The sequence below is a fragment of the Okeania sp. KiyG1 genome (assembly GCF_014132355.1).
Taxonomy (GTDB): Bacteria; Cyanobacteriota; Cyanobacteriia; order Cyanobacteriales; family Microcoleaceae; genus Okeania.
This window is the reverse complement of sequence record NZ_BLZO01000136.1, coordinates 1-21,328: the sequence shown is the minus strand read 5'-3', so window position 1 is coordinate 21,328 and position 21,328 is coordinate 1. Positions and strand designations below refer to the sequence as shown.

The window sequence follows — 21,328 nt, the reverse complement described above, 5'->3', positions numbered from 1 at the left end:
TTTTTTTCCCCTTTCAAGGGGAGGCTTTTAACCTGAATTATTTAATTATTTAATTAGAGCTTGCTGATTAAATCTAAAAGCATTTACATATAAAAACTTTAGCTTTTTTTGTCTAAAAAGTGCAAATTTTTCAGCTATTCATGCTCAAAAATTTAGTATTTTAGGCTCATAGTTGGGCAGAAAAATCATTCTGACAATTCTTGCTCCTACCTCCTCGCTCATTCCCATTTATCCTGTCTTCCCTCCTCCTGGGAGGGGTTAGGGGTGGGTTGGGAGGGGTTAGGGGTGGGTTGTCTCCTACCCCTACTAAAAGACTTTTGAGCGCAAACCCTAATTATTAATTATTTGGTAATGGAAAATATTACTCTACAAAATTTATTTCTCCAAGCTGTATGGAAAAAAGACAGTATTAGTATAGAAGAATTAAGCAAACATATTAAGGCACCAAATAATTTAACACCTGCTGAAGGTTTGGCAATTTACAGGGGTAATGTTGTTGGAAATTTGAGTAATACATTAACGTCAATTTATCCTGTGTTATGTCAGTTAGTGGGAGAAAATTTTTTTGAAGCAACCGCATTAAAATTTATTAATCAGTTTCCTTGTTTATCACCTGATTTGGGAGATTATGGAGAACAGTTTGCAGATTTCCTGGCAGATTTTGAACCAGCAAAAAACTTACCATATCTGCCAGATATAGCACGTTTAGAATGGCATTGGCATCGAGTTTTTTGTGGTGAAGATACAAAGGGTTTAGATTTTCAAGCTTTGGGTGAAATTCCTCAAGAAAAATGGGGAGATTTGATTTTGTATTTACCGAAAAATAGTGTTTTATTAGAGTCTATTTATCCTATTCATAGGATTTGGCAAGTCAATCAACCCGATTATCAAGGTGATAAAATGGTAAGTCTAGATGAAGGCGGAGTAAAAATATTTTTGTGGCGACAGGGTTATGATATGCGAATTGATTTACCTAACAATGAAGAATGGGAATTACTAAATATTTTTCAAGAGAATTATCCATTTGAAATTGTTTGCGAAAAAGTTGTTGATATTGAACCTCAAGTTGATGTGGGTTCATTACTTCCATTATTTGTACAGCGAGGTTGGATTGATAATTTTTGTCTTAAGAAGGAATAAGGAAGAGGAAAGAAGGAAGAAGGAAGAATAAACATATATTGACTGTGCATCTCAATTTTGAATAAAGCCAAAAATTTATCGCTTTTAGGCAAAAGCTCGGAAAGGCAACAGCTCATCTGGGAATATATAGGAAAAAAGTATTTTTGCAAATATGAGATGCACCCGATATTGAAGAAAAAAATAGGTAAAAAGTAAAAATAATAGATCGGGACTTACGCAAATTGACTTTTAAATCACCATCTGTAGGGGCGAATGGTATTTGCCCTCTCTATAGAACCCATTTGATAGCTAAAAAAACTTGATATTTATCAAGATACCAAATGGCTTCTATATGTAGAGTCTCTGCGTAAGTCTTGTAGATATAACTATCTAATATCAAGTCTCATTAATTAGCCATAATAAAAATTACAGCGTATTTCATATTAGTAAGGTACATCAGTCGCGGGCCAGATGCGTGCACTGGAAACACTTTACCATTCTTATGTGTACCTCATTTACCTGAAATCTTCTGTATATAACTGTTGAAGCGAGAATATTTTCCGTGCAGAATAAGTGCGCCACAAAATTTCTCCTTGTTCTCTATTCCCTATTCCCTATTCCCTGTACCCTAAAATGAAAAAATTCCCCTAGAAGGGGGAAGTTTCAGACCCAATTTTTCGGTGAATTTTAACTACGGAATTAATTGACTTACAATTACCTGATAACGTCTATCATCCAACCCATCACCATTGTAAGCAAATTCCGGATTAATCATTTGTTTCATTTGCTCGATCCTCGCTGATGTTGCCGGATGAGTGCTAAGAAAAGATGGTGGAGAACCCTTTTTTAACAACTTTTCCATAAATGTAATTGCACCATACTGAGCATATCCCGCTCTACCTAATGTTTCAATACCTATTGCATCAGCTTCAAATTCTGCCTCCCTACTTTTAGGCCGACGTAATGCTAATTCTACCCCCATTCGGACAGCAACACTATCATCTACACCTGCTGCTGTAGCTAAACCCTGGGCCAATAATGTCTGACGTAACTGTTTTACCGCATGACGACTAGCAATATGGGCAATTTCGTGAGAAACAACACTAGCTAACTCTGCTTCGTTCTCTGCAGCTTTCATTAAACCAGTATTGATATAGACAAAACCTCCCATAGTGGCAAAAGCATTTATACTTTCATCCTCTACTACTTGAAAAGTATAGGGAATATCTGGACGGGGACTTACAGCAGCCAATCTTTGGCCAATTCTATTAATATATTCGTTAGCTGCGCGATCGCGATAAAGTTTAACGTTTCTCTGTTTCAATATTTGTTGATTAATTTGTTTACCAAGTTCAACTTCTTGGCGGTCAGAAAGGTTAGAAATTTGAATCATCTGAATACTCTGGAAAATTAATTCTCTCCAGGGAATAGCTTGACTGGGAGATGCTGTACCTGCACATAAACCAGCAGCAACCATTACAGAAATTAATGGGTATGATACTTGACGAAAGGAAGAGCGAGAAATTAGAGATAACTTTTTCAACATGAGTTTTTCGATTAAAAGGTACTAGATTTTAGATTTATTGCAGAAGGAAGAAGGAAGAACCGAAGGAGGAAAAAATCTTGCTTTGTCTAAGTTTGAAGCTTTTGATTTGTCCTAACCTTTCCTTCGACTACTATATGTCCTAATTTTTCCTTCAACTGCTATTACAAATAAATTAGTGAATGATATTTGCTTGTTGTTGTCATTCACTACAAAAGTTATTGATAGCTTTTCCGCAAAGTTAAAACTTGATTTTACTACCGAAGATAAGGGAGTTTAGCTAATAAAAAACCTCCTTATCTTCATCCATTGAACTTATTTTTAAGGCGTTGCTGAAGTGCGTGTATGATATTAATCCTAATTACTTAGGAGTCAACCCACCCCTAACCCCTCCTGGGAGGGGGAGTCAGGAGTCAGAAGGGAAGAAAGAAGAAGAAATAGGAATAGAAGGAGAAAGTTTTTGAGAAATGGTATAAGTAGGTCTAGATAAATAAAAAAAGAAGTTTGCGGAGAATTCCGTAAGAAATGCTAATTTATATAGTAATTAGTTATATCAAATCCGTTTAATTCGGTATAAAAAAATGTCCCATTTTCAGCCATTGCCACATCTTTCTTTATCTCCCCATCCCCCAATCTCCCCATCTCCCCATCTCCCCATCCCCCATCCCCCCATCCCCCCATCCCCCCATTCAATCTTGTAATTATTAGTTGATGAAATTATGAAAATTCTGGATTCTCAAGGACGATTATTTGGTAAAGTCAGTGTCTTAGATGTGGGCGCTGTATTAATAATTTTAATGGTATTACTGGGAATATTTATCGTTCCTGGTACTAATAAAACTTCTGTTGCTCAAGTGGGTAATATTATTACTAAACCAATGGAAGTAGATGCTATTGCTTTAGGTTTAAAAGGACGCAACCCTGAAAAATTATTAAGGGAAGGAGAGAAAACTCAATTAATTATTAGAAATCAACCTTATGGAAAAGTTGACCTAAAATCTGTGGAATTTTTGACTCGAAAAGTGGCAGTTCCTCAGCCGGATGGCTCAGTCAAAGCCTTACCCGATCCTAGAGAAAAAGAACTTTTTAGTCGGAATCTTTTGTTAACATTGGAAGGTAAAGGTAGAGTGACTGATGATGGTCCTGTATTGGGAAATATTAAAATAAAAATTGGTATGACAATTGAGTTGGAGGGTGCAGATTATAATTTTAATGCTAGTGTAATTGATGTGCGAGTAAGAGAGTAATTTAGCAATCGGGGGAAGGCAGAGGGCAGAAGGTTTCTGCCTTCTGCTGTCTGCCCTCTGCTTTATTGAAATAATTAAAATTTTGATAAAAGTGTTAGTTACTCATGTCTGAAAATAGTTCTCTCATATCATGTCCGGTAGCATCGGTCTTGTATAACAAAGGTAAGGAAGAAGGAAGAAGGAAGAGGGAAGAGGGAAGAGGGAAGAGGGAAGAGGTCCGAAGGCTACCCTCGCAAGAAAAAAACCATTATTTCCTGTAGATATTCACCCTTGGGTTTACACTAACGATATAAACAGACATGATATAATTGGTAATTATGAAAAATAATACAGAAATTATATTACTCCGAAGCTACCGGATTTGATATTACAGCGCTTTTGCTGATTGATGAACCACATCGTCATAACCAAAACCTCCTAGCGGCGCCATTCGGAGCTATGCGTCAGCAAACGGCCGAAAGCTTGCGCATAACTATCGTTAACGCCCCTACTGTGTACTTCCCTACTCCCATCCGTATCCGTATATCCGTGCCATAATCCCTGTGAGCCACATCTCCCCACACTCCCCACACTCCCCACCTTCGCAAACCTACTTAATTAGTAGATTTCCCTTCCTCAAGCAACAACACCTTCGCCCTAACAAACCGTAAACCACTTACTCCCTGTAGAGGTTCAACCAAACCACTCTCAAATTTATCTTCCACCCAACCTTCACGAACTAAATAACGGAAATACTGTTGATATTCTTGCCACTCTTCATCAGTAGAATAAACCACAGTCAACATCCCTGGTTGAGTTATCCGCTCCTTTGTTTCCCGATCCACACCCTTGTCAATTCGCTTTTTAACAATTTCATAACGAATATCGCGAGTACCTTTGACATCAAACAATCTTTCTGTACTTTCATTATGATAAATATCAATTGTAGAATTCTGCACTAAGACCAGATGCACAACTCCCAAAGTTATTTCCTCAGATTCAGCTCTCAGGCGCAAAATTGTTCTCGCACAATCACAAATTGCTCGTAGTTGCTCGTAACGTAAACTACACAGATGAAATTGACTAAACTTAGGATTAATAGATTTCCCCACATACATCATGTGGTCTATGCCATCGGTAGCCTCAAAATCACAATGGTGGGGTAGAATTTGCTGCATCTGTTGTTGCCACTTTTCCCAAGTTTTCTGAAGATGATAATTAATTTTGTGCAACATCTGGTCGTAGCGATCGCGAGCTTGATACACGCTATGATGTTCGTTGTCACAAGCAGAGCGATAAGCTTCTACAGCAGTTTTGACAGCATCTCCACATTCCATAAAATAATCAAAGTAAATTTCTAAATGGAAATGTAGATAATCTCTGGCTGTAATTTCACTATCCACTGATACTTTTTCTTCTAGAGACTTAATATGTTCCAACATATCTTGTCGTAGTTGCTGACAAAAAGCACTATCTTTTATTTGACAAACAGTTTCGACAATTGTTAACCCTAAGCAAAATTGTGTCAGCAGATCCGTTTGAATTGCCCGATTGCGTTCGGTAGAAGAACCACGAATATCACAGATACCATAAAGAGGATAGACATCTTCAAACACAATTGTTTCAGGCGGTAATCCCCAACTACGCCGTTCTGCTTCTTGCAAAAACCGCCATTCCACTGCAGGGTGAATATTACGAATATTTGTGAACCGTTGTTGAATTGTTTGACGAACCGCAGTGGTAAAAGGTGAAATAAGTTCCTGAGCGTGTTTGTAATCAGAGGGATAAAAATTGTTGGGGAGCTTGCTGGTTAATCCTGCTATTCCCAAAACTGATTGAAGTCCAGAAGTATCTTCTTGTGGACAGGCAGTTTTAATTACTAGAGGAATTAGTAGTAAGGAGCGGACTCCTTTTTGATATAGATTTTCTTCGCACTCAGTTTGACAATGTATCTTCAGGTCGGGAATATTCTGAATTTGATTATCTTTAGCAGTTTTCAAGACTGGAGAATCCTGTAGATTCTGTGTAGAATATACTTTAGGATAGTTGCTTGTCGTTAAATACTCACTGCCGATAAATAATTTTAGTTGTTTTTCTCCTTCATTGCGTAGTAGAATAATATCATCAGCCCGGAAAACCGACCGCATTAATTTGTCTATTTGCTGAAATTTCTCTTGCTGCATGAATGATTCCGGTTCCACTAACAGTTGAGTTAGTCTTCGTTTTTGTTCTTTAACTGTTACATCCAATCCTTCGAGTAAAAATAAACCCTCTAGTTGAAAATTTTCTAATTTTAACTGTTGGGCTAAAATTTCTAGATTTCCCGGTTTGAGCATCCAAGCTATTTGTTCAGATGTTGACATTGATTGGAAATTGATATCTGTAAAATCATCTACAGTTTTGTCAACTCTTTGTACTTTTTGTTGCTGGCAACAAAACCAGAATTCTATATACTGTGGTTCTGAGTTTTGTGAGCAATTAATTGTTGATACGATCGAATAATTCTGAAGTTGTAGATTTGCCGTGTCTATTTGATAAAGTTCTTTGAGTACCCAGTGCAAAACTTGCAAGCGGTACAGTTTTTCTAGTTCTGTTTTCTCCCAATCACTTACCAACTCATTGAGCTTAATGTTTTGCTTTGATTCTATTTCATCGATCCGGTCTATTCCCATTAACTGGCAAAAAGTATGATTGGCATATTTAATGCTGAGGCTACTTGGTTCTACAATTGCTGTTAATATTCTGCTGTGGTGTGGAAAATTTTCCAGTCGCTCTATTATTTGTCTCCAAATTTTTAGTTGCTCGACTTGATTATGATGGGATAGCTGAGATGTTAGAGCTTGTAATAGTTGGTCTATATTTATACCCTCACTGTTTTGATCGTTTGGGATGGCAGAAGTTTTTCCTGGTAAAGCTTTTGTATTACATTTATTATTTTTATCTGTAATTTTTTGTTTGGAAGTATGCATATTTTTTGCACCTGATGTTTTGAATATCTATTACTTATGTATATGTAAAATCCATAATATACATGATACTAACCAAACCGAGTTTTTGATGATTGGCCATAAAATCAAAGATGGAAGCTATATATCTGGACAAATAAGTTTGACACTGGACAAAAGTTTACTGATAGGTTAATATTATCCATTAAGTCCTATCATATTAAAATTCTTGACAGAATACACATATTATGATAACAATAGTTAAGTAGTTAAAAAATAAATTAAGACTTACAGTAGGCTTTAAAGAAAAAGAATTTATTCCTGTGGATTTGAAGAAAGTAGATTATAAAACGACTCGCGATCGCGACATAGCAATCCGCCCATTGGTTGTGGAAGTCTTTATAGTAGTTGATTTAAACTGAAAACATGATTCAAGAATTAAGAATATAAGAATGCGCGAATTTAGAATTACCTCTCCTTTAAAACGGATAGGATTAACTAATCATGAAAATTTTTATTTATTATCCCCTTAGAAAGGGGAGGCTTTAAACCACAATATTTCGGTAAATTCTGTGCTTCGGCAATCCGACAGCTCCCCTACCTGACTCCTAATTGCCACTAAAATATGTTCAATAATGGATAATGGATAATGGATAATTGATAATTGATAATTGATAATTACCTATCCCTAAAAGGAAGAGGATTGAATAAAAGGAAAATATTTCCTTGTTTCTCCACGGCGAGTGAGAGGCTTTAAACCTTAATTATTAGGTAACTGAAATAGGATTACTATAGTTGTTGTTTCGCTAAAAAAATACCTAGACAGATACTGAAAAAAATGTTTAAAGATATTCAAAATCCAGATGTGAAAAAAAGAATATATTCATAAATTGCGATATATATTATGTATTTTGAAGAAGAAACCAAAATCCTGAATCCTGATCGATAATGAGAATAAGAAATTAGGTCAGGAATAAAGGATGAGGTTGTTTTAAAATAGAAAAAGCAATGATTTAACAGATATGTTTCTAGAACTTTGAAGAAGCAATAAATAAAATTTAAACCAAAGCTGACTATATTATAGAAAAACCCTTTGGATTGCATAATTAGAAAAAAATTAGCAAAAAAAAAGAAAAAAACTTTCAGATGATATATAATAAGAAACTACTACTAGCTAGCTAAAATTGCTTTATGTTTGAAGCCCTTGCCGACCGCTTAGAAGTCGCCTGGAAAAAACTAAGGGGTCAAAATAAAATCACAGACTCCAATATTCAAGAAGCCCTACGAGAAGTCCGTCGTGCTCTATTAGAAGCAGATGTTAACTTACAGGTTGTAAAAGACTTTATAGCCGAGGTTAGCACTACAGCTAAAGGGGCAGATGTATTAACAGGAGTAAGGCCAGACCAACAGTTCATCAAAATAGTCCACGATGAGCTGGTGCGTGTCATGGGAGAAACCAATTCTCCCCTAGCAAAAGCTGAACAAGCACCAACTATTGTTCTGATGGCAGGTTTACAAGGGACAGGTAAAACCACTGCCTCAGCTAAATTGGCCTTACATCTACGGAAGGAAAATAGAAGTACCTTGCTAGTTGCGACCGATATCTATAGACCTGCTGCTATAGACCAGCTAGTTACTCTAGGTAAACAGATAGATGTATCTGTATTTGAATTAGGCACAGATATAGATCCTGTAGAAATTGCTCAAAAAGGAGTAGAAAAAGCCAAGACCGAAGGCATAGATACTGTAATAATAGATACAGCAGGTAGGCTACAAATTGACCAAGAGATGATGGCGGAACTCGCCAAAATTAAAGCAGCAGTTAAGCCCCAGGAAACATTGCTAGTAGTAGATGCAATGACAGGTCAAGAGGCGGCAACATTGACCCGTACCTTCAACGATCGAATTGGGATTACAGGGGCAATCCTCACAAAAATGGACGGGGATACAAGAGGTGGGGCAGCTTTATCAGTACGTCGAATTTCTGGTCAGCCCATAAAATTTGTAGGGGTGGGAGAAAAAGTAGAAGCCCTACAACCTTTCTACCCAGAGAGGATGGCTTCTCGAATTCTGGGCATGGGAGATGTACTGACCCTGGTAGAAAAAGCTCAGGAAGAGTTTGACATAGCTGATGCAGAAAAAATGCAAGAGAAAATTCTCTCAGCTAAGTTTGACTTTACAGACTTCCTGAAGCAAACGCGACTGATGAAGAACATGGGTTCTCTGGGAGGAATTATGAAATTAATTCCAGGAATGAATAAAATGACTGACGATCAGTTGCAACAGGGAGAAACTCAACTAAAGCGCTGTGAGTCTATGATTAATTCAATGACAAAGCAAGAGCGCCAAACCCCAGAACTTTTAGCAAAATCTCCTTCCCGACGAAAACGTATTGCCCGTGGTTCAGGTTATGCTGAAAAAGATGTTAGTAAACTGGTGAGTGACTTCCAAAAAATGCGATCGCTCATGCAACAAATGGGCCAAGGAGGTATGCCAGGCATGGGAATGCCAGGAATGCCAGGTATGGGAATGCCAGGAATGCTAGGAGGTAGAACACCTCCAGGAATGCCAAACTACCCCGGTATGGGTGGTGGCAAAAAGAAAAAGAAGCAGAAAAAGAAAAAGGGCTTTGGGCAACTTTAAGAATGCGATAGCAGGTAGTAATATTCCTAAAATATCCAGTGGCAAACTCTAAATTTGACAAAAGATGCCTAATACTTTCTTCGTTACCATGAAACATAATAGCTTACAATTCCAAACAGGAGTATAATCACTCGAAATGATCAAACTGCGATTAAAGCGATATGGGAAAAAACGGGAGACTAGCTACCGGATAGTAGCAATGAACAGCAGTTCCCGACGTGATGGCCGTCCATTAGAAGAACTCGGCTTTTACAACCCCAGAACAGATGAAACTAGACTAGATGTACCAGGAATTACCAGACGCCTTGAACAAGGCGCTCAACCAACACAAACAGTGCGTGACATATTGAGAAAAGCCAATGTCCTTGAATCACCAAGAACCGGAATTAACACCCAAGAGAATGTATCAGTTTCCCATGCAGAATCGACAGAAGCCGTTACCAATACCCAACCAAGCGAAGAAACTGCCAATACCGAAGCCAGCCAAACCAGTGAAAGTGAGTCAGCTGAAACCGCAGTTGCCACTGAATCAGAGGAATAATTCTCAGTCAGTTAATCCTGATTATGTGGAAATAGTGAGATGTTTAATTGAGCCATTTCTAGAGTCACCAGAATCTTTACGAGTGGACTGTGAAGTAAATCTTCGGCAAGCAAAAGCCTGGATTCGTCTAGCTTTTGACGAACTCGAAAAAGGGCGGGTATATGGTCGCGGAGGACGTAATATCCAAGCGGTTCGTACTGTGTTAGCAGCATTAGCTCAAACAGCAGGTCAATCAGTGCATTTGGAAATATACGAAGACCATTCAGAGACACCACGTCCTTCTCCTTCTTACTCTTATAGCGATCGAGAAGAAGGGAGTTATGAGAGAAAAGCTATGCCAATTACTCGTCCATCCTACAGCAGACAAAGAGTATCTCGTACTCGTAGTACGACTCCAAGTCCAATTAGGTATAAACGAGACGACTATGGAATGAGGTAAAAATTACCAGAATGCCACCACTAAAACTTTGATTAGGCAGGACTTACGCAAATTGACTTTTAAAGCACCATCTGTAGGGGCGCCATTCGGAGCTTTGCGGAACGCAAATGGCATTTGCGTTCCGCAAAGCTGCGCTTTACATGTCGCGGAGCGTTAACGGAGTTATGCGGTAGCAAAACGCCCTCACTATATTTAGTGTCCCGGCGTAAGTCCTGTTAGGGATAGTGGGGAATTACTTTTAAAGAAGGAGTCAGGAGACAGCAATTCTGGAGACAGAATCAATGTTCGTGGGGATAGTCTTCGACACGCCACTTCGTGTCTTATAACCCCAAGCAATTGCAGACACCGTGCAGACCCTGGGGATATATACCCGATAAGGCTTCCAGTCAGGAGCTAACTCCGATGAGCAAAGCAAAAAATTCTACTGACTCCTGACTTCCAGCCGTTTTGCTAGCGCACAACTTTCCTAACGGAATGCTACCGCAAACGTTAACGCTCCGCGATATATAACGCGCAGCGTCTCCGTCAGGAGAAGGCTGTTAATTATTTTAACAATCAGCAGTCAGCTATCAGCAGTAAACGTTAAGCTGATAGCTGTTTGCAGATAATTCCTGTACGGAAATGCTAAAAACTAATAGCTAGTTAAGATTGGAGGATGAGTTATTGGTAAAAATATATAAATGGTTTGGTAGTTTGAAAACCTATAGGACAAATTTGTCTTTGGCGGTCCGCGATCGCTTCCTTTCCCTACAACCAAAAATTTTGATAGTCTGTGAGCTAGCTAATGCTAGCACTTTGAGGAAGAAACAGAAAATATTTGTTAGAGGATCTTAGCAAATATGGAACAGAGAAATATCTTGGCATGACAGAGACAGTAAGAGTAGAGCTGCCTACTATTGATAGCGCGATCGCTCTTTCTGGTTATCAGGAAGAAAATATTAAACTACTGGCACGACACACAGGGGCAAATGTTGTACTGCGTGGACAAGAATTATTTATTAGTGGCACCGCAACTCAAATAGAACGATGTCAACAAATTGTGCGATCGCTTGAAAGTCTTTGGAAACATGGTAAAACCATTACTGGTGTAGAAATTATCACTGCTTGCCATGCCATTGATACTAACCGTCAAGATGACCTGCGAGAAATTCAACAAGACGTTCTTGTTAAGACCCGTCGTGGGTTAGAAATTCGTGCTAAAACTTTCCGTCAACGAAAATATGTACAAGCGATCCGCACCCGCGATATGACTTTTTGTGTGGGTCCTGCTGGTACAGGTAAAACATTTTTGGCAGCACTTCTAGCAGTTAAAGCACTTTTAGATAATCAATATGAACGTTTGATTTTAACTAGACCTGCTGTAGAAGCTGGAGAAAAATTAGGATTTTTACCAGGGGACTTGCAACAGAAAATTAATCCTTATTTACGACCTCTATATGATGCTCTTTATGAATTAATAGAACCAGAAAAGGTGACAACTTTGATGGAGAAAGGCACTATTGAAGTTGCGCCTTTAGCATATATGAGGGGTCGAACTCTGAATAACTCTTTTGTGATTCTTGATGAAGCTCAAAATACCACTCCTGCTCAGATGAAAATGGTATTAACTCGTTTGGGTTTTCGCTCAAGAATGGTGGTAACGGGAGATATTACTCAAACAGATCTACCCCTAAGTCAAAAATCTGGTTTAGCAGTTGCCATGAAAATTCTACGAAATGTAGAGGGTATTGCTATTTGTGAATTATCTCAAGCAGATGTGGTACGACATCCTCTAGTACAGAAAATAGTTGCTGCTTATGAGCAGTATGAAAAATAAGGCGTTGCTGAAGCGCGTGTATGATATTAGTCTTATTTACTTAGGAGTCGGGTAGGGGCGATTCGCTTAGAAGTCGGGTAGGGGCGATTCGCGTTTGCGGAGCATTCCGGAACGGAAATCGCCCCTACAGGAGTCAGCACAGAAGAAAGAAGAATAGAAGGAGAAAGTTTTTTGTTTAGCTAGGCAATATGTAAGGCGGAGTGCGGAATGTGGGTTCTATCCCTAATTGTCCGGAAATGATATCATATCAAATCTGGTGGCATCGTTAGTTATTCAGTATTTAAAGAGTAGGGGCGAATGGTATTCGCCCTATAGAATCCCCGATCGTATCTTTATACGCGGTATGTGCTTTTGGCAGAAGTCCAACCCGACGACTGAGGAGTGAAGAGCGAAATTCAGGAACGAGAATAGGGGAGGCAAGCATATGCTACTCCGCGACGACGTTAGTCGCATCTGCTGGCAACCCTAGCAAGTTGAAATTTGCTTCCATCTCCTCACAGTCCCCACATTCCCTCCAGGGAGGGTTAGGGTGGGTCCCCACAGTCCCCACACTCTCCCTATATTTTTAAATAGATCCACTCAGGGGTTCTATATTGTAGGAGCTTTATGGCCATTTGCTAACGCAAAGCTGCCGCTAACGCCCTTTTCAGATTGATAAACCACATCGTCATAACCAAAAACCTATAAGGGCGAATGGCATTCGCCCCTACTGTGGTTTACTGAAATGAAAACCGCTGTAACGCACTTATATCATGTTCCCCCTCCGGGGGAGCTACGAATTGCGGATAATTACTTATGATAAAATTTTTGTTTGTAGTTGGGCTTGAGCCTCTACAATACTTACTATTATTGCTAGAGCAAAACTACGAGCCTAATTATAACTGTTCTACCGATAGCGTAGCTCCCCTGGAAGGAACACATGATATTACACATTGTATGACGAGGGACGAAATTATATTACTCCTAGATCAAGGAATATGTTATCATACCTTAAATCACCAACGCCAAAAATAAATAATTAAATAATATTTCTATCTTATGACTACTAACCTAAAAGATTTTTTAGAAGCTTGCGAACAACTGGGAACTTTACGCTTAATTGTGACAAGTAGTTCTGCAGTATTGGAAGTTAGAGGCAAAATTCAAAAGTTATTTTATGCTGAACTTCCTAAAGGCAAATATGCCAATATGCACGCGGATATTTTTGAATTTCATCTAAACATGGATATGATTAAACAGGTAAAGTTTGAGACTGGGGAAGCAAAAAGAGGAAATTTTACTACTTATGCCATTCGTTTTTTAGATAATGAAGATAAAATTGCTTTGAGTGCATTTTTACAGTGGGGTAAACCAGGAGAATATGAACCTGGACAGGTAGAAACTTGGCAAGGTTTGAAAGAAAAATATGGTGAAGTTTGGGAACCTATTCCGGTAGAAAGTTTGGAATAGACATTTCCTCCAAAAGAGGGAGTAGGGAGTAGGGGGTGGGGAGTAGGGAGTAGGGGAGTAGGGAGTAGGGGAGAGAAAGAAAGATTTTGCAATGGCGCTTGCGATGGAACATTTTTTATACCGAATTAAATTGATTTGATATAAAAATAAGAATAATTAACATTAATTTGGCTTAAATTCGCAAAAAGACGATTGGAATAGTGTTAATTACTTAATAACTGAAGTCTTATCGAATAATTAAGGTTTAAAGCCTCTTCTTTAAAGGAGAAAAAAGCGGTCAAGGGATGGCGAGGAGACCTCGCCATATCCAATTGACCAAGAGAAGAAAAAATTTTCACCCTCCGCGTCAATCCTCTTCTTTTCAAGGAGAGGTAATTATTAATTATTAATTGTTGAACTAGGTATAGCATTAATGCTTATAAATTGGTATATAGCAGTGGAAGGAAAGGTTAGGAAATATCAAAAGCTTAAAACTCAGACAAAGCAATATTTTTCCTTCTTCCTTCTTCCTTCTTCCTTCTTCCCTCTTCCTTCTAATATATCAAAAAATTATATAAATGGATAACGCAACACATAACGGAATTGTTAGTTTTATTTGGGGAATTGCTGATGATGTTTTGCGGGATGTTTATGTGAGGGGAAAATATCGAGATGTAATTCTACCGATGACTGTTATTAGGCGATTAGATTGTTTGCTTGAATCTACTAAAGCAAAAGTTTTAGCGGAGAATGATTTTTATGAAAAAATGAATTTTACTGATAAATCTGGATTAACAGAAATTACTAAATATCCTTTTTATAATACTTCTTTTATACTCTGAAAAAATTACTGGATGAGCCTAGTTTTATTAAAGAGAATTTGAGAGATTATCTGAATGGTTTTAGCGACAATGTACAGGAAATTATCAGTAAATTTAAGTTCAGCAATCAGTTAGAAACTTTGGTCGAACATAACCGCCTTTATTCTTTAATTAAAAAGTTTACTGACTCGGAAATTAATCTTAGTCCGGAACCGATAAAAGATAAAAAAGGTAAGGTTATTCAGCCTGGGTTATCTAATTTGGGGATGGGATATATTTTTGAGGAATTGATTAGAAGATTTAATGAGGAAAATAATGAGGAGGCAGGAGAACATTTTACCCCCCGCGATATTATTAAGTTGATGGTGAATTTGATTTTTATGCCTGTAAAAGACCAGATTCAAAATACTACTTATTTAGTTTATGACTGTGCTTGTGGTTCTGGGGGAATGTTGACGGAGGCGGAGAATTTTTTGCAGGAGTTGGCAACAGGAATGGGGAAAGAAGTAACTATTTATTTGTATGGGCAAGAGGTTAATCCTGAAACTTATGCTATCTGTCAGGCGGATATGTTAATTAAGGGGAAAAAAACGGATAATATTAAGTATGCTTCGACTCTTGCTAATGATGGTTTTCCCAATTTTACCTTCGATTTTATGTTAGCTAATCCTCCTTACGGTAAATCTTGGAAAGTCGATGGAGATAAGATTTTAGTGGGGAGAAAAAAGGAGATAAAAGATAGTCGGTTTTTGGTTTGGCATCAGGGGGAGGAATTACAACTTATTCCCCGAAATAGTGATGGGCAATTATTATTTTTGATGAATAAACTTTCTAAGATGAAAGATTCGACAAGGTTGGGAAGTCGGATAGCAATTGTTCATAATGGTTCGGCTTTGTTTACCGAAAAATTGTGGTTGAAAGCCTCCTCTTTTAAGAGGATAAAAAGAAAAATTTTCATGATTAATCAATCCTATCCGTTTTAAAGGAGAGGTAATTCTAAATTCTAAATTCTTAATTCTAAATTCTTGAAGGGGGATGCTGGTAGTGGCGAGAGTAATATTCGGCGGTGGATTATTGAAAATGATTGGTTGGAATGTATTGTTGGTTTGCCGTTGAATATGTTTTATAACACTGGTATTGCGACTTATATTTGGATTCTTTCTAATCAAAAATCCGTTCATCGTCGGGGTAAGGTACAGTTGATAGATGCTACGGAATGGTATGGGAAATTAAGGAAAAATTTGGGGAGTAAAAATTGTGAGTTACGGGGGGAGGATATTGAGAGGATAACTGAGGAGTTTATGGATTTTGATGAATATATTGCCAAAAAACAACGGATGATAGAACTACTAAAAGAACAGAAAACCGTTATTATTAATCAGGCAGTTACTAAAGGTCTTAACTCAGATGTACCGATGAAATATTCTGGCATTGAGTGGTTAGGAGAAATACCGGAACATTGGCAGGTGAAAAGACTAGGTTGGATCACTAGCGAAATTAATGATATTAACCATGAAATGCCCAAAGCAGTTATAAGTGGAGTAGCATTCCTGTCGGCAAAAGATTTGCTAGATAATGGAACTCTTAATTTTACTAAGGATATAAAATTTATCAGCGAAGAAGACTTTGAAAGACTGTCTAAAAAGGTAAGACCTCAAAAGGACGACATAGTATATTCACGCATTGGTGCTAAGTTAGGTAAGTCTAGACTTGTAAAAGTAAATACGAGATTTTTGGTTTCTTATTCCTGCTGTATAATCAGAGTTAAAAAGAATATTTCAATGCCTGAATTTATAAATATAATTTTGGATTCTGACTTTGTATTTACAGAGGCTAAACTGAGAACTGTAGGAGTAGGAGTGCCCGACTTAGGTTTGAGAGAAATTAGTCGTTTTCCTATTCCTTTTCCTCCCCTCAACGAACAAAAAGAAATTGCCTTATTCATTGAAAAAAAATCAGAAAAAATCAATCGAGCGATCGCCACTATAGAAAAGGAAATAAAATTAATCCAAGAATATCGAACAACTCTAATTTCTGAAACAGTCACGGGAAAAATAGATGTCAGAAAATATCGCCCTCCCCATTGACATCCTCCCCTGCCTAAAGGCGAGTGGATTCCCACATCACTGCGGGACTTTCCTCTTTCCTCGAGTCGGCTTACTTGCCTGAGTTTCCTCAACCAAGCAGAGGTCGTTCTCTCCAGAGGCGTGACTTTCCCTGTGCCCCAGGGTAGTTGCTAATTCTCTTAATGCTGATTGGAGTATATTGATAGCTGCATTCTCGTCCCTGTCGGCAACATAACCACAGTGTGGACATTGATGAGTCCTAGTGCTGAGGGTCTTCACAACTTTCTCACCGCAACTTGAACAATTTACAGAAGTATATGCAGGTTCTACTGTTACTACAGGCACACCATAGACTCTGCCAAAATACTCCAACCATTCTCTAAACCTGTACCATGCTGCATCTGCTATGGACTTCGCTAACTTATGGTTTTTCATCATGTTACGCACTTTCAGGTTTTCTATCGCTACCAAATCGTTAGATTGTATGACGCGCTGCGCTAATTTAACTGCCCAGTCGTTACGTCTGCGTGAAACCTTTAGATGCGCTCTACCTAACCTATTCCTAGCTTTACTCCTATTTTGACTACCCTTTTGAGTACGAGAAAGGCGACGTTGTAGTTTCTTGATTTTACGTTCACCTTGTCTCAAAAATCTCGGATTATCTACTTTTTCACCAGCTGAGTCAGTGTAGAAATGATTTAAACCTAAGTCTATTCCTAACTGAGTTCCTGTAAGATTTTTCTTCTCCTCTCTAGTATGGTCGATTGAGAATTGAGCATAGTAGCCATCATACCTTCTGACAACTCTGACTCGTTTGATTTGATTGATTTGATAGAAATGAAGGTTTCGACTACCCCAAAGCTTAAAAGTACCTGCTTTGAAGCCATCAGTAAAAGTTAAATAGCGTCTATCTTCTGATAGTTTCCATCCGCTAGTTTTGTATTCTACTGAGTCTCTAATTTGGTATTTTTTAAACTTGGGAAAACCCTTCTTACCAGCAACATTAGCTTTACAGTTTTGATAGAATCTTTCTATTGCTGCCCATGCTCTCTCAGCATGAGCTTGTCTTGCCATGGAGTTAAGTTGCTTGGCCCAGGGAAATTTAGGATTGTGTGCTAGTTTTGTGCAGTATTTGTAGGCATCGTTACGACTTTTAACTTCTCTGTCTATCCATGCTCGGATAATGCTATTGCGCACAAATCGACCAGTCCTAATGGCTGAGTCTAGCTGATTATACTGGCCTTGTGTGCCTTGCAACTTCATTTCATAGATGAGCATAGAAATGTTTTATCTTTTAATGCTACGATAAAAATATAGCACACAGTTCAGTATATCTGCAACTAATATATACATTAAAAAGTCCCCCTCAAAGGGCTATCCCTTATAAGGAACTCCTGAAAACCTTGTGGGAAGGGTGGGGAGGATGGGGAGGAAGAATCTTGTCTACAGTTCTCAAAAAAATGTATTTTTCAATACACTTTTCTCAATAAAAAGCCTTTCAAAGACTTACACATAACTTGCCTATAATGTCCACGCTTTATGTTAAGAAAGATGTTTATAAAGCATAGCTCAAAGGGGGAGGCTTTAAACCCAATTTTCCGGTAAATTTTCCTGTTTTGGCAAATGGATAAATCTAGAATTTCCCCTTTTTCTAACCGATGGAAATTTTGCCGACGACATATATATAGATATGACTGCTGAATTTTCCTCTTTTGCCAAATTTGTATTTGTTGGGTTTATCCTACGGATAAGCTGCGCTAACATACTTCAACCCAACCTACATTTTTCTACTGATAACTGATAACTGATAACTGAAATGACTTCCGACATTACTGAAAAAGGTCTCGAAAATATCATCTATCAAAGTCTCATCCACGACTCCCAATATTCCCCAGGCAACTCCACAGACTATCACCGCACTTACTGTCTCGACACTGCCAAACTTTCCCAGTTTCTCCACAACACTCAACCTGAAAAATTAGCAGAAATTTCTAACTACCACGGCGCCAGGAAGAAAAAACTTTATGAACGCTTCCACCGACAAATAGAAGAGAAAAGTATAGTCAATATATTACGTCAAGGTATCAAAACCGGAGAAACTCACCTCGAACTTTATTATCAGCTCCCAAATTCTCAACTCAACCGCGACACTATCCAAAATTACCAAAGAAATATTTTCTCAGTTACCCGTCAACTCAGATACAAAGAAAACCATAACCTCGCTCTCGACTTAGTAATTTTCATCAACGGTTTACCAGTCATTACCTTCGAGCTAAAAAACCAACTAACCGGACAAAACTTTCGAGACGCCATAAACCAATATAAAAATGACCGCCACCCCAGAGAATTATTATTTCAATTCAAACGTTGCCTAGTACATTTCGCCCTCGACGATAACGAAGTGTGGATGACCACAAAACTCGACCGCGAAAATACAAAATTCCTACCATTCAACAAAGGCAAAAAATCAAATTCCGCTCTACCTTTTCCCGATACAGCAGGCAACCCCCCCAACCCCAACGGTATTAAAACAGATTATTTGTGGAAAGAAATTTTAGCCAAAAAAAGTCTCAGTAACATCATCGAAAATTACGCCCAACTCACGGAAGAGGAAAATAAAGACAAAGATAAAAAGTCAGCCAAAAAGCAAAAACTTATCTTCCCCCGCTACCATCAACTCGACCTAGTAAGGCAACTTTTAATAGACACAAAAAACCCAGGCATCGGCAACCGCTACTTAATCCAACACTCTGCGGGTTCCGGCAAAAGTAATTCTATAACCTGGTTGAGTCATCAACTCGTGGAACTAAAAAATATTACCGAGACTGAAAAATTTTTCGATTCAGTCTTAGTCGTGACAGACCGCAAAATTTTAGATAAACAAATTCGGGAAAATATCAAACAATTCGCTCAAGTCGCCGGAGTCGTCGAAGCAATTACCGAAGGCAGTAAACAATTAAGGTCAGCTTTAGAAAAAGGCAGCAAAATTATTATTACAACAGTGCAAAAGTTTCCCTACATTGTCGAGGAAATTAAATCTTTAGCCGAGAAAAAATTTGCCATTATCATCGATGAAGCTCACTCTAGCCAAACTGGCAAAAGTGCAGCAAAGATGACCGAATCTTTGAGCAAGGAAGATTCGGAAACAGAGGAAACCACGGAAGATAAAATAATCAGAATTATCGAGTCGCAAAAACCTTGCCCAAATGCCAATTATTACGCCTTTACTGCCACGCCAAAAAATAAAACTTTAGAATTATTCGGTGTCAAAAATCCAGCAGATGGAAAATTTTATCCATTCCATAGTTATTCAATGAAACAGGCGATCGCCGAAGGATTTATTCTGGATGTTTTGCAGAATTATACGACCTACAAAACTTATTGTCGGTTGGAGAAGAAAATTATAGAAGACCCGGAATTTGATAATAAACAGGCAAAAAAGAAATTAAAAAGATATGTGGAGGAGCATCCAGAGAGTATTGCTAAAAAAGCAGAAGTGATGGTCGAGCATTTTTTATCTAAGGTAATTGGTCAGGGAAAAATTAATGGGAAAGCTAAGGCAATGGTTGTTAGTAGTAGTATTAAAAGTGCGATTCGTTATAAGTTTGCTTTTGACGAATATTTGAGAAAAATAAATTCTGAGTATCAGACTATTGTTGCTTTTTCTGGCAGTAAGGAAATAGATGGTAAAAAGGAAGATGAGTATTCACTGAATGGTTTTTCAGGGAGTAAGATTACAGATTTTTTTCGGGAGGATAAATATAGATTTTTAATTGTGGCGAATAAGTATCAAACTGGTTTTGACGAACCGTTGTTACATACGATGTATGTGGATAAGGTTTTATCTGAGGTGAAGGCGGTACAAACTTTGTCTCGGTTAAATCGTTCCTGTGAGGGAAAATATGATACTTTTGTCTTAGACTTTGTCAATTCTGCTGATGAAATTCAGAGAGCTTTTGAGCCTTATTATAAAACTACTATTTTAAGTGAGGAAACAGATAGCGACCGCCTCCACGACTTAGAGGAAAGTTTGGCAAGTTTTCAGATTTATTCTCCAGAAGATGTACGGGAATTTATGAGGATATTTGTTAGTAGCGAGTCGCGGGAAAATTGGGAGTCAATTTTAGATAATTATGTGGAAAATTATCAAAATTATTTGCAGGAGGAGGAAAAATAGAGTTTCAGAATAAAGCTAGGAGTTTTGTCAGAAATTATCAATTTTTAGTGCAGGTGAAAAGTTTTAAAAATTCCTATTGGGAGAGTTTAAGTACTTTTCTGAAATTCTTGGTTAATAAACTGCCAAAATTAGATAATTCTGATTGGTCGGCCGGAATTATTAATAGTGTAGATATTGAGAGTTATCGAGTAGAGTTTTTAGCAAGTCAAAGTATTAGTTTAAGCAGGGGAAAGACTTTGTCTCCCATTGCCGATAATATTGTTATTGGAAATTCTGAAAGTAGGTCAGATAAAATCAGTCAAATCATCACAGAATTTAATAACCGTTTCGGTGGTAGTATTGCCTGGAAAAATGAGGATAAAGTGTGGAAATTTTTCCTAGAAGAGTTGCCAGAAAAAGTTAGAGAAGATAGAGAATATCAAAATGCTAGAAATTATAGCGACCCGCAAAATGCCAAACTTACCTTTGAAAATAAATTCAATCAAGAATTACGGCGTTTTATTCGGGAACATACAGAAGAATATAGTCAATTTATAGGTAATAAAAATTTTCAAGAATGGCTAA

Annotated in this window: 16 protein-coding genes and 2 pseudogenes; 14 read left to right on the top strand and 4 right to left on the bottom strand. The window is 37.9% G+C overall.

Going from position 1 to position 21,328, the window contains the following annotated elements:
• Nucleotides 1-351: 351 nt before the first annotated feature.
• Complete coding sequence (locus tag SAGCYANO_RS32230; protein WP_202223802.1) at nt 352-1,140, top strand: DUF2063 domain-containing protein; 789 nt, start codon at nt 352-354, stop codon at nt 1,138-1,140.
• A gap of 670 nt (nt 1,141-1,810) precedes the next feature.
• Here the strand turns inward: SAGCYANO_RS32230 and SAGCYANO_RS32225 are convergent.
• The gene (locus tag SAGCYANO_RS32225; protein ID WP_202223801.1) at nt 1,811-2,665 is read right to left on the bottom strand and encodes a M48 family metallopeptidase; all 855 of its coding nucleotides are present in this window, start codon (nt 2,663-2,665) and stop codon (nt 1,811-1,813) included.
• A gap of 338 nt (nt 2,666-3,003) precedes the next feature.
• Between SAGCYANO_RS32225 and SAGCYANO_RS48290 the strand changes: the two genes are divergently transcribed.
• On the top strand, nt 3,004-3,126 hold the full coding sequence (locus tag SAGCYANO_RS48290) for a hypothetical protein (RefSeq protein ID WP_255502786.1): 123 nt from the start codon (nt 3,004-3,006) through the stop codon (nt 3,124-3,126).
• 64 nt (nt 3,127-3,190) lie between these two features.
• Here SAGCYANO_RS48290 and SAGCYANO_RS32220 read toward each other — a convergent pair whose 3' ends face one another.
• A complete protein-coding gene (locus SAGCYANO_RS32220; RefSeq protein ID WP_202223800.1) occupies nt 3,191-3,343 on the bottom strand; it encodes a hypothetical protein in 153 nt (50 codons plus the stop codon).
• 38 nt (nt 3,344-3,381) lie between these two features.
• On the opposite strand from SAGCYANO_RS32220, the gene SAGCYANO_RS32215 reads away from it, so the two are divergent.
• A complete protein-coding gene (locus tag SAGCYANO_RS32215; protein ID WP_202223799.1) occupies nt 3,382-3,909 on the top strand; it encodes a DUF4330 domain-containing protein in 528 nt (175 codons plus the stop codon).
• 593 nt (nt 3,910-4,502) lie between these two features.
• Here SAGCYANO_RS32215 and SAGCYANO_RS32205 read toward each other — a convergent pair.
• Nucleotides 4,503-6,857: a GAF domain-containing protein gene (locus tag SAGCYANO_RS32205; RefSeq protein ID WP_202223797.1), complete on the bottom strand. Its 2,355-nt coding sequence runs from the start codon at nt 6,855-6,857 to the stop codon at nt 4,503-4,505.
• A gap of 1,167 nt (nt 6,858-8,024) precedes the next feature.
• Between SAGCYANO_RS32205 and ffh the strand changes: the two genes are divergently transcribed.
• The 9 genes and pseudogenes from ffh to SAGCYANO_RS32160 all read left to right on the top strand — a co-directional run bounded on the left by ffh (nt 8,025) and on the right by SAGCYANO_RS32160 (nt 16,608).
• Entirely contained in the window at nt 8,025-9,476 is a 1,452-nt protein-coding gene (gene ffh, locus SAGCYANO_RS32200) for a signal recognition particle protein (RefSeq protein WP_202223796.1), read from the top strand.
• Nucleotides 9,477-9,612: 136 nt separating this feature from the next.
• Nucleotides 9,613-9,882, top strand: a pseudogene (gene rpsP, locus SAGCYANO_RS46090) (30S ribosomal protein S16); the annotation flags it as partial.
• Between the two features lie 112 nt (nt 9,883-9,994).
• Nucleotides 9,995-10,456: a KH domain-containing protein gene (locus tag SAGCYANO_RS32190; protein ID WP_307786069.1), complete on the top strand. Its 462-nt coding sequence runs from the start codon at nt 9,995-9,997 to the stop codon at nt 10,454-10,456.
• Between the two features lie 663 nt (nt 10,457-11,119).
• A complete protein-coding gene (locus tag SAGCYANO_RS32185; RefSeq protein ID WP_202223794.1) occupies nt 11,120-11,290 on the top strand; it encodes a hypothetical protein in 171 nt (56 codons plus the stop codon).
• Nucleotides 11,291-11,318: 28 nt separating this feature from the next.
• Nucleotides 11,319-12,272 carry a PhoH family protein gene (locus SAGCYANO_RS32180; RefSeq protein ID WP_202223881.1) on the top strand — a complete coding sequence of 318 codons (954 nt, stop codon included), beginning with the start codon at nt 11,319-11,321 and terminating at the stop codon, nt 12,270-12,272.
• Nucleotides 12,273-13,310: 1,038 nt separating this feature from the next.
• Nucleotides 13,311-13,721 carry a ChuX/HutX family heme-like substrate-binding protein gene (locus SAGCYANO_RS32175; RefSeq protein WP_202223793.1) on the top strand — a complete coding sequence of 137 codons (411 nt, stop codon included), beginning with the start codon at nt 13,311-13,313 and terminating at the stop codon, nt 13,719-13,721.
• A gap of 557 nt (nt 13,722-14,278) precedes the next feature.
• Complete coding sequence (locus SAGCYANO_RS32170) at nt 14,279-14,542, top strand: type I restriction-modification system subunit M N-terminal domain-containing protein (RefSeq protein ID WP_202223792.1); 264 nt, start codon at nt 14,279-14,281, stop codon at nt 14,540-14,542.
• 245 nt (nt 14,543-14,787) lie between these two features.
• Nucleotides 14,788-15,777: pseudogene (locus SAGCYANO_RS32165) on the top strand (class I SAM-dependent DNA methyltransferase); the annotation flags it as partial.
• 45 nt (nt 15,778-15,822) lie between these two features.
• Nucleotides 15,823-16,608 (top strand): restriction endonuclease subunit S, encoded by a 786-nt coding sequence (locus SAGCYANO_RS32160; protein WP_375340038.1) that lies wholly within the window; start codon nt 15,823-15,825, stop codon nt 16,606-16,608.
• A 36-nt stretch (nt 16,609-16,644) separates the two neighbouring features.
• On the opposite strand, the gene SAGCYANO_RS32155 is transcribed toward SAGCYANO_RS32160, so the two are convergent.
• On the bottom strand, nt 16,645-17,865 hold the full coding sequence (locus SAGCYANO_RS32155; protein ID WP_202222798.1) for an RNA-guided endonuclease TnpB family protein: 1,221 nt from the start codon (nt 17,863-17,865) through the stop codon (nt 16,645-16,647).
• A 538-nt stretch (nt 17,866-18,403) separates the two neighbouring features.
• Between SAGCYANO_RS32155 and SAGCYANO_RS32150 the strand changes: the two genes are divergently transcribed.
• Nucleotides 18,404-20,764: a type I restriction endonuclease subunit R gene (locus tag SAGCYANO_RS32150; RefSeq protein WP_202223789.1), complete on the top strand. Its 2,361-nt coding sequence runs from the start codon at nt 18,404-18,406 to the stop codon at nt 20,762-20,764.
• A gap of 107 nt (nt 20,765-20,871) precedes the next feature.
• Nucleotides 20,872-21,328: hypothetical protein (locus SAGCYANO_RS32145; protein WP_202223788.1), on the top strand; the 457-nt coding region annotated here is incomplete at its 3' end.

Bases quoted from the DNA above. Each gene is read 5' to 3' on its own strand.
- SAGCYANO_RS32155 (WP_202222798.1), bottom strand. From the start codon at position 17,865: ATGCTCATCTATGAAATGAAGTTGCAAGGCACACAAGGCCAGTATAAT.
- ffh (WP_202223796.1), top strand. From the start codon at position 8,025: ATGTTTGAAGCCCTTGCCGACCGCTTAGAAGTCGCCTGGAAAAAACTA.
- SAGCYANO_RS32220 (WP_202223800.1), bottom strand. From the start codon at position 3,343: ATGGGGGGATGGGGGGATGGGGGATGGGGAGATGGGGAGATGGGGAGA.
- SAGCYANO_RS32230 (WP_202223802.1), top strand. From the start codon at position 352: ATGGAAAATATTACTCTACAAAATTTATTTCTCCAAGCTGTATGGAAA.
- SAGCYANO_RS32160 (WP_375340038.1), top strand. From the start codon at position 15,823: ATGGATTTTGATGAATATATTGCCAAAAAACAACGGATGATAGAACTA.
- SAGCYANO_RS32150 (WP_202223789.1), top strand. From the start codon at position 18,404: ATGACTTCCGACATTACTGAAAAAGGTCTCGAAAATATCATCTATCAA.
- SAGCYANO_RS32175 (WP_202223793.1), top strand. From the start codon at position 13,311: ATGACTACTAACCTAAAAGATTTTTTAGAAGCTTGCGAACAACTGGGA.
- SAGCYANO_RS32170 (WP_202223792.1), top strand. From the start codon at position 14,279: ATGGATAACGCAACACATAACGGAATTGTTAGTTTTATTTGGGGAATT.
- SAGCYANO_RS32205 (WP_202223797.1), bottom strand. From the start codon at position 6,857: ATGCATACTTCCAAACAAAAAATTACAGATAAAAATAATAAATGTAAT.
- SAGCYANO_RS32215 (WP_202223799.1), top strand. From the start codon at position 3,382: ATGAAAATTCTGGATTCTCAAGGACGATTATTTGGTAAAGTCAGTGTC.
- SAGCYANO_RS32225 (WP_202223801.1), bottom strand. From the start codon at position 2,665: ATGTTGAAAAAGTTATCTCTAATTTCTCGCTCTTCCTTTCGTCAAGTA.
- SAGCYANO_RS32180 (WP_202223881.1), top strand. From the start codon at position 11,319: ATGACAGAGACAGTAAGAGTAGAGCTGCCTACTATTGATAGCGCGATC.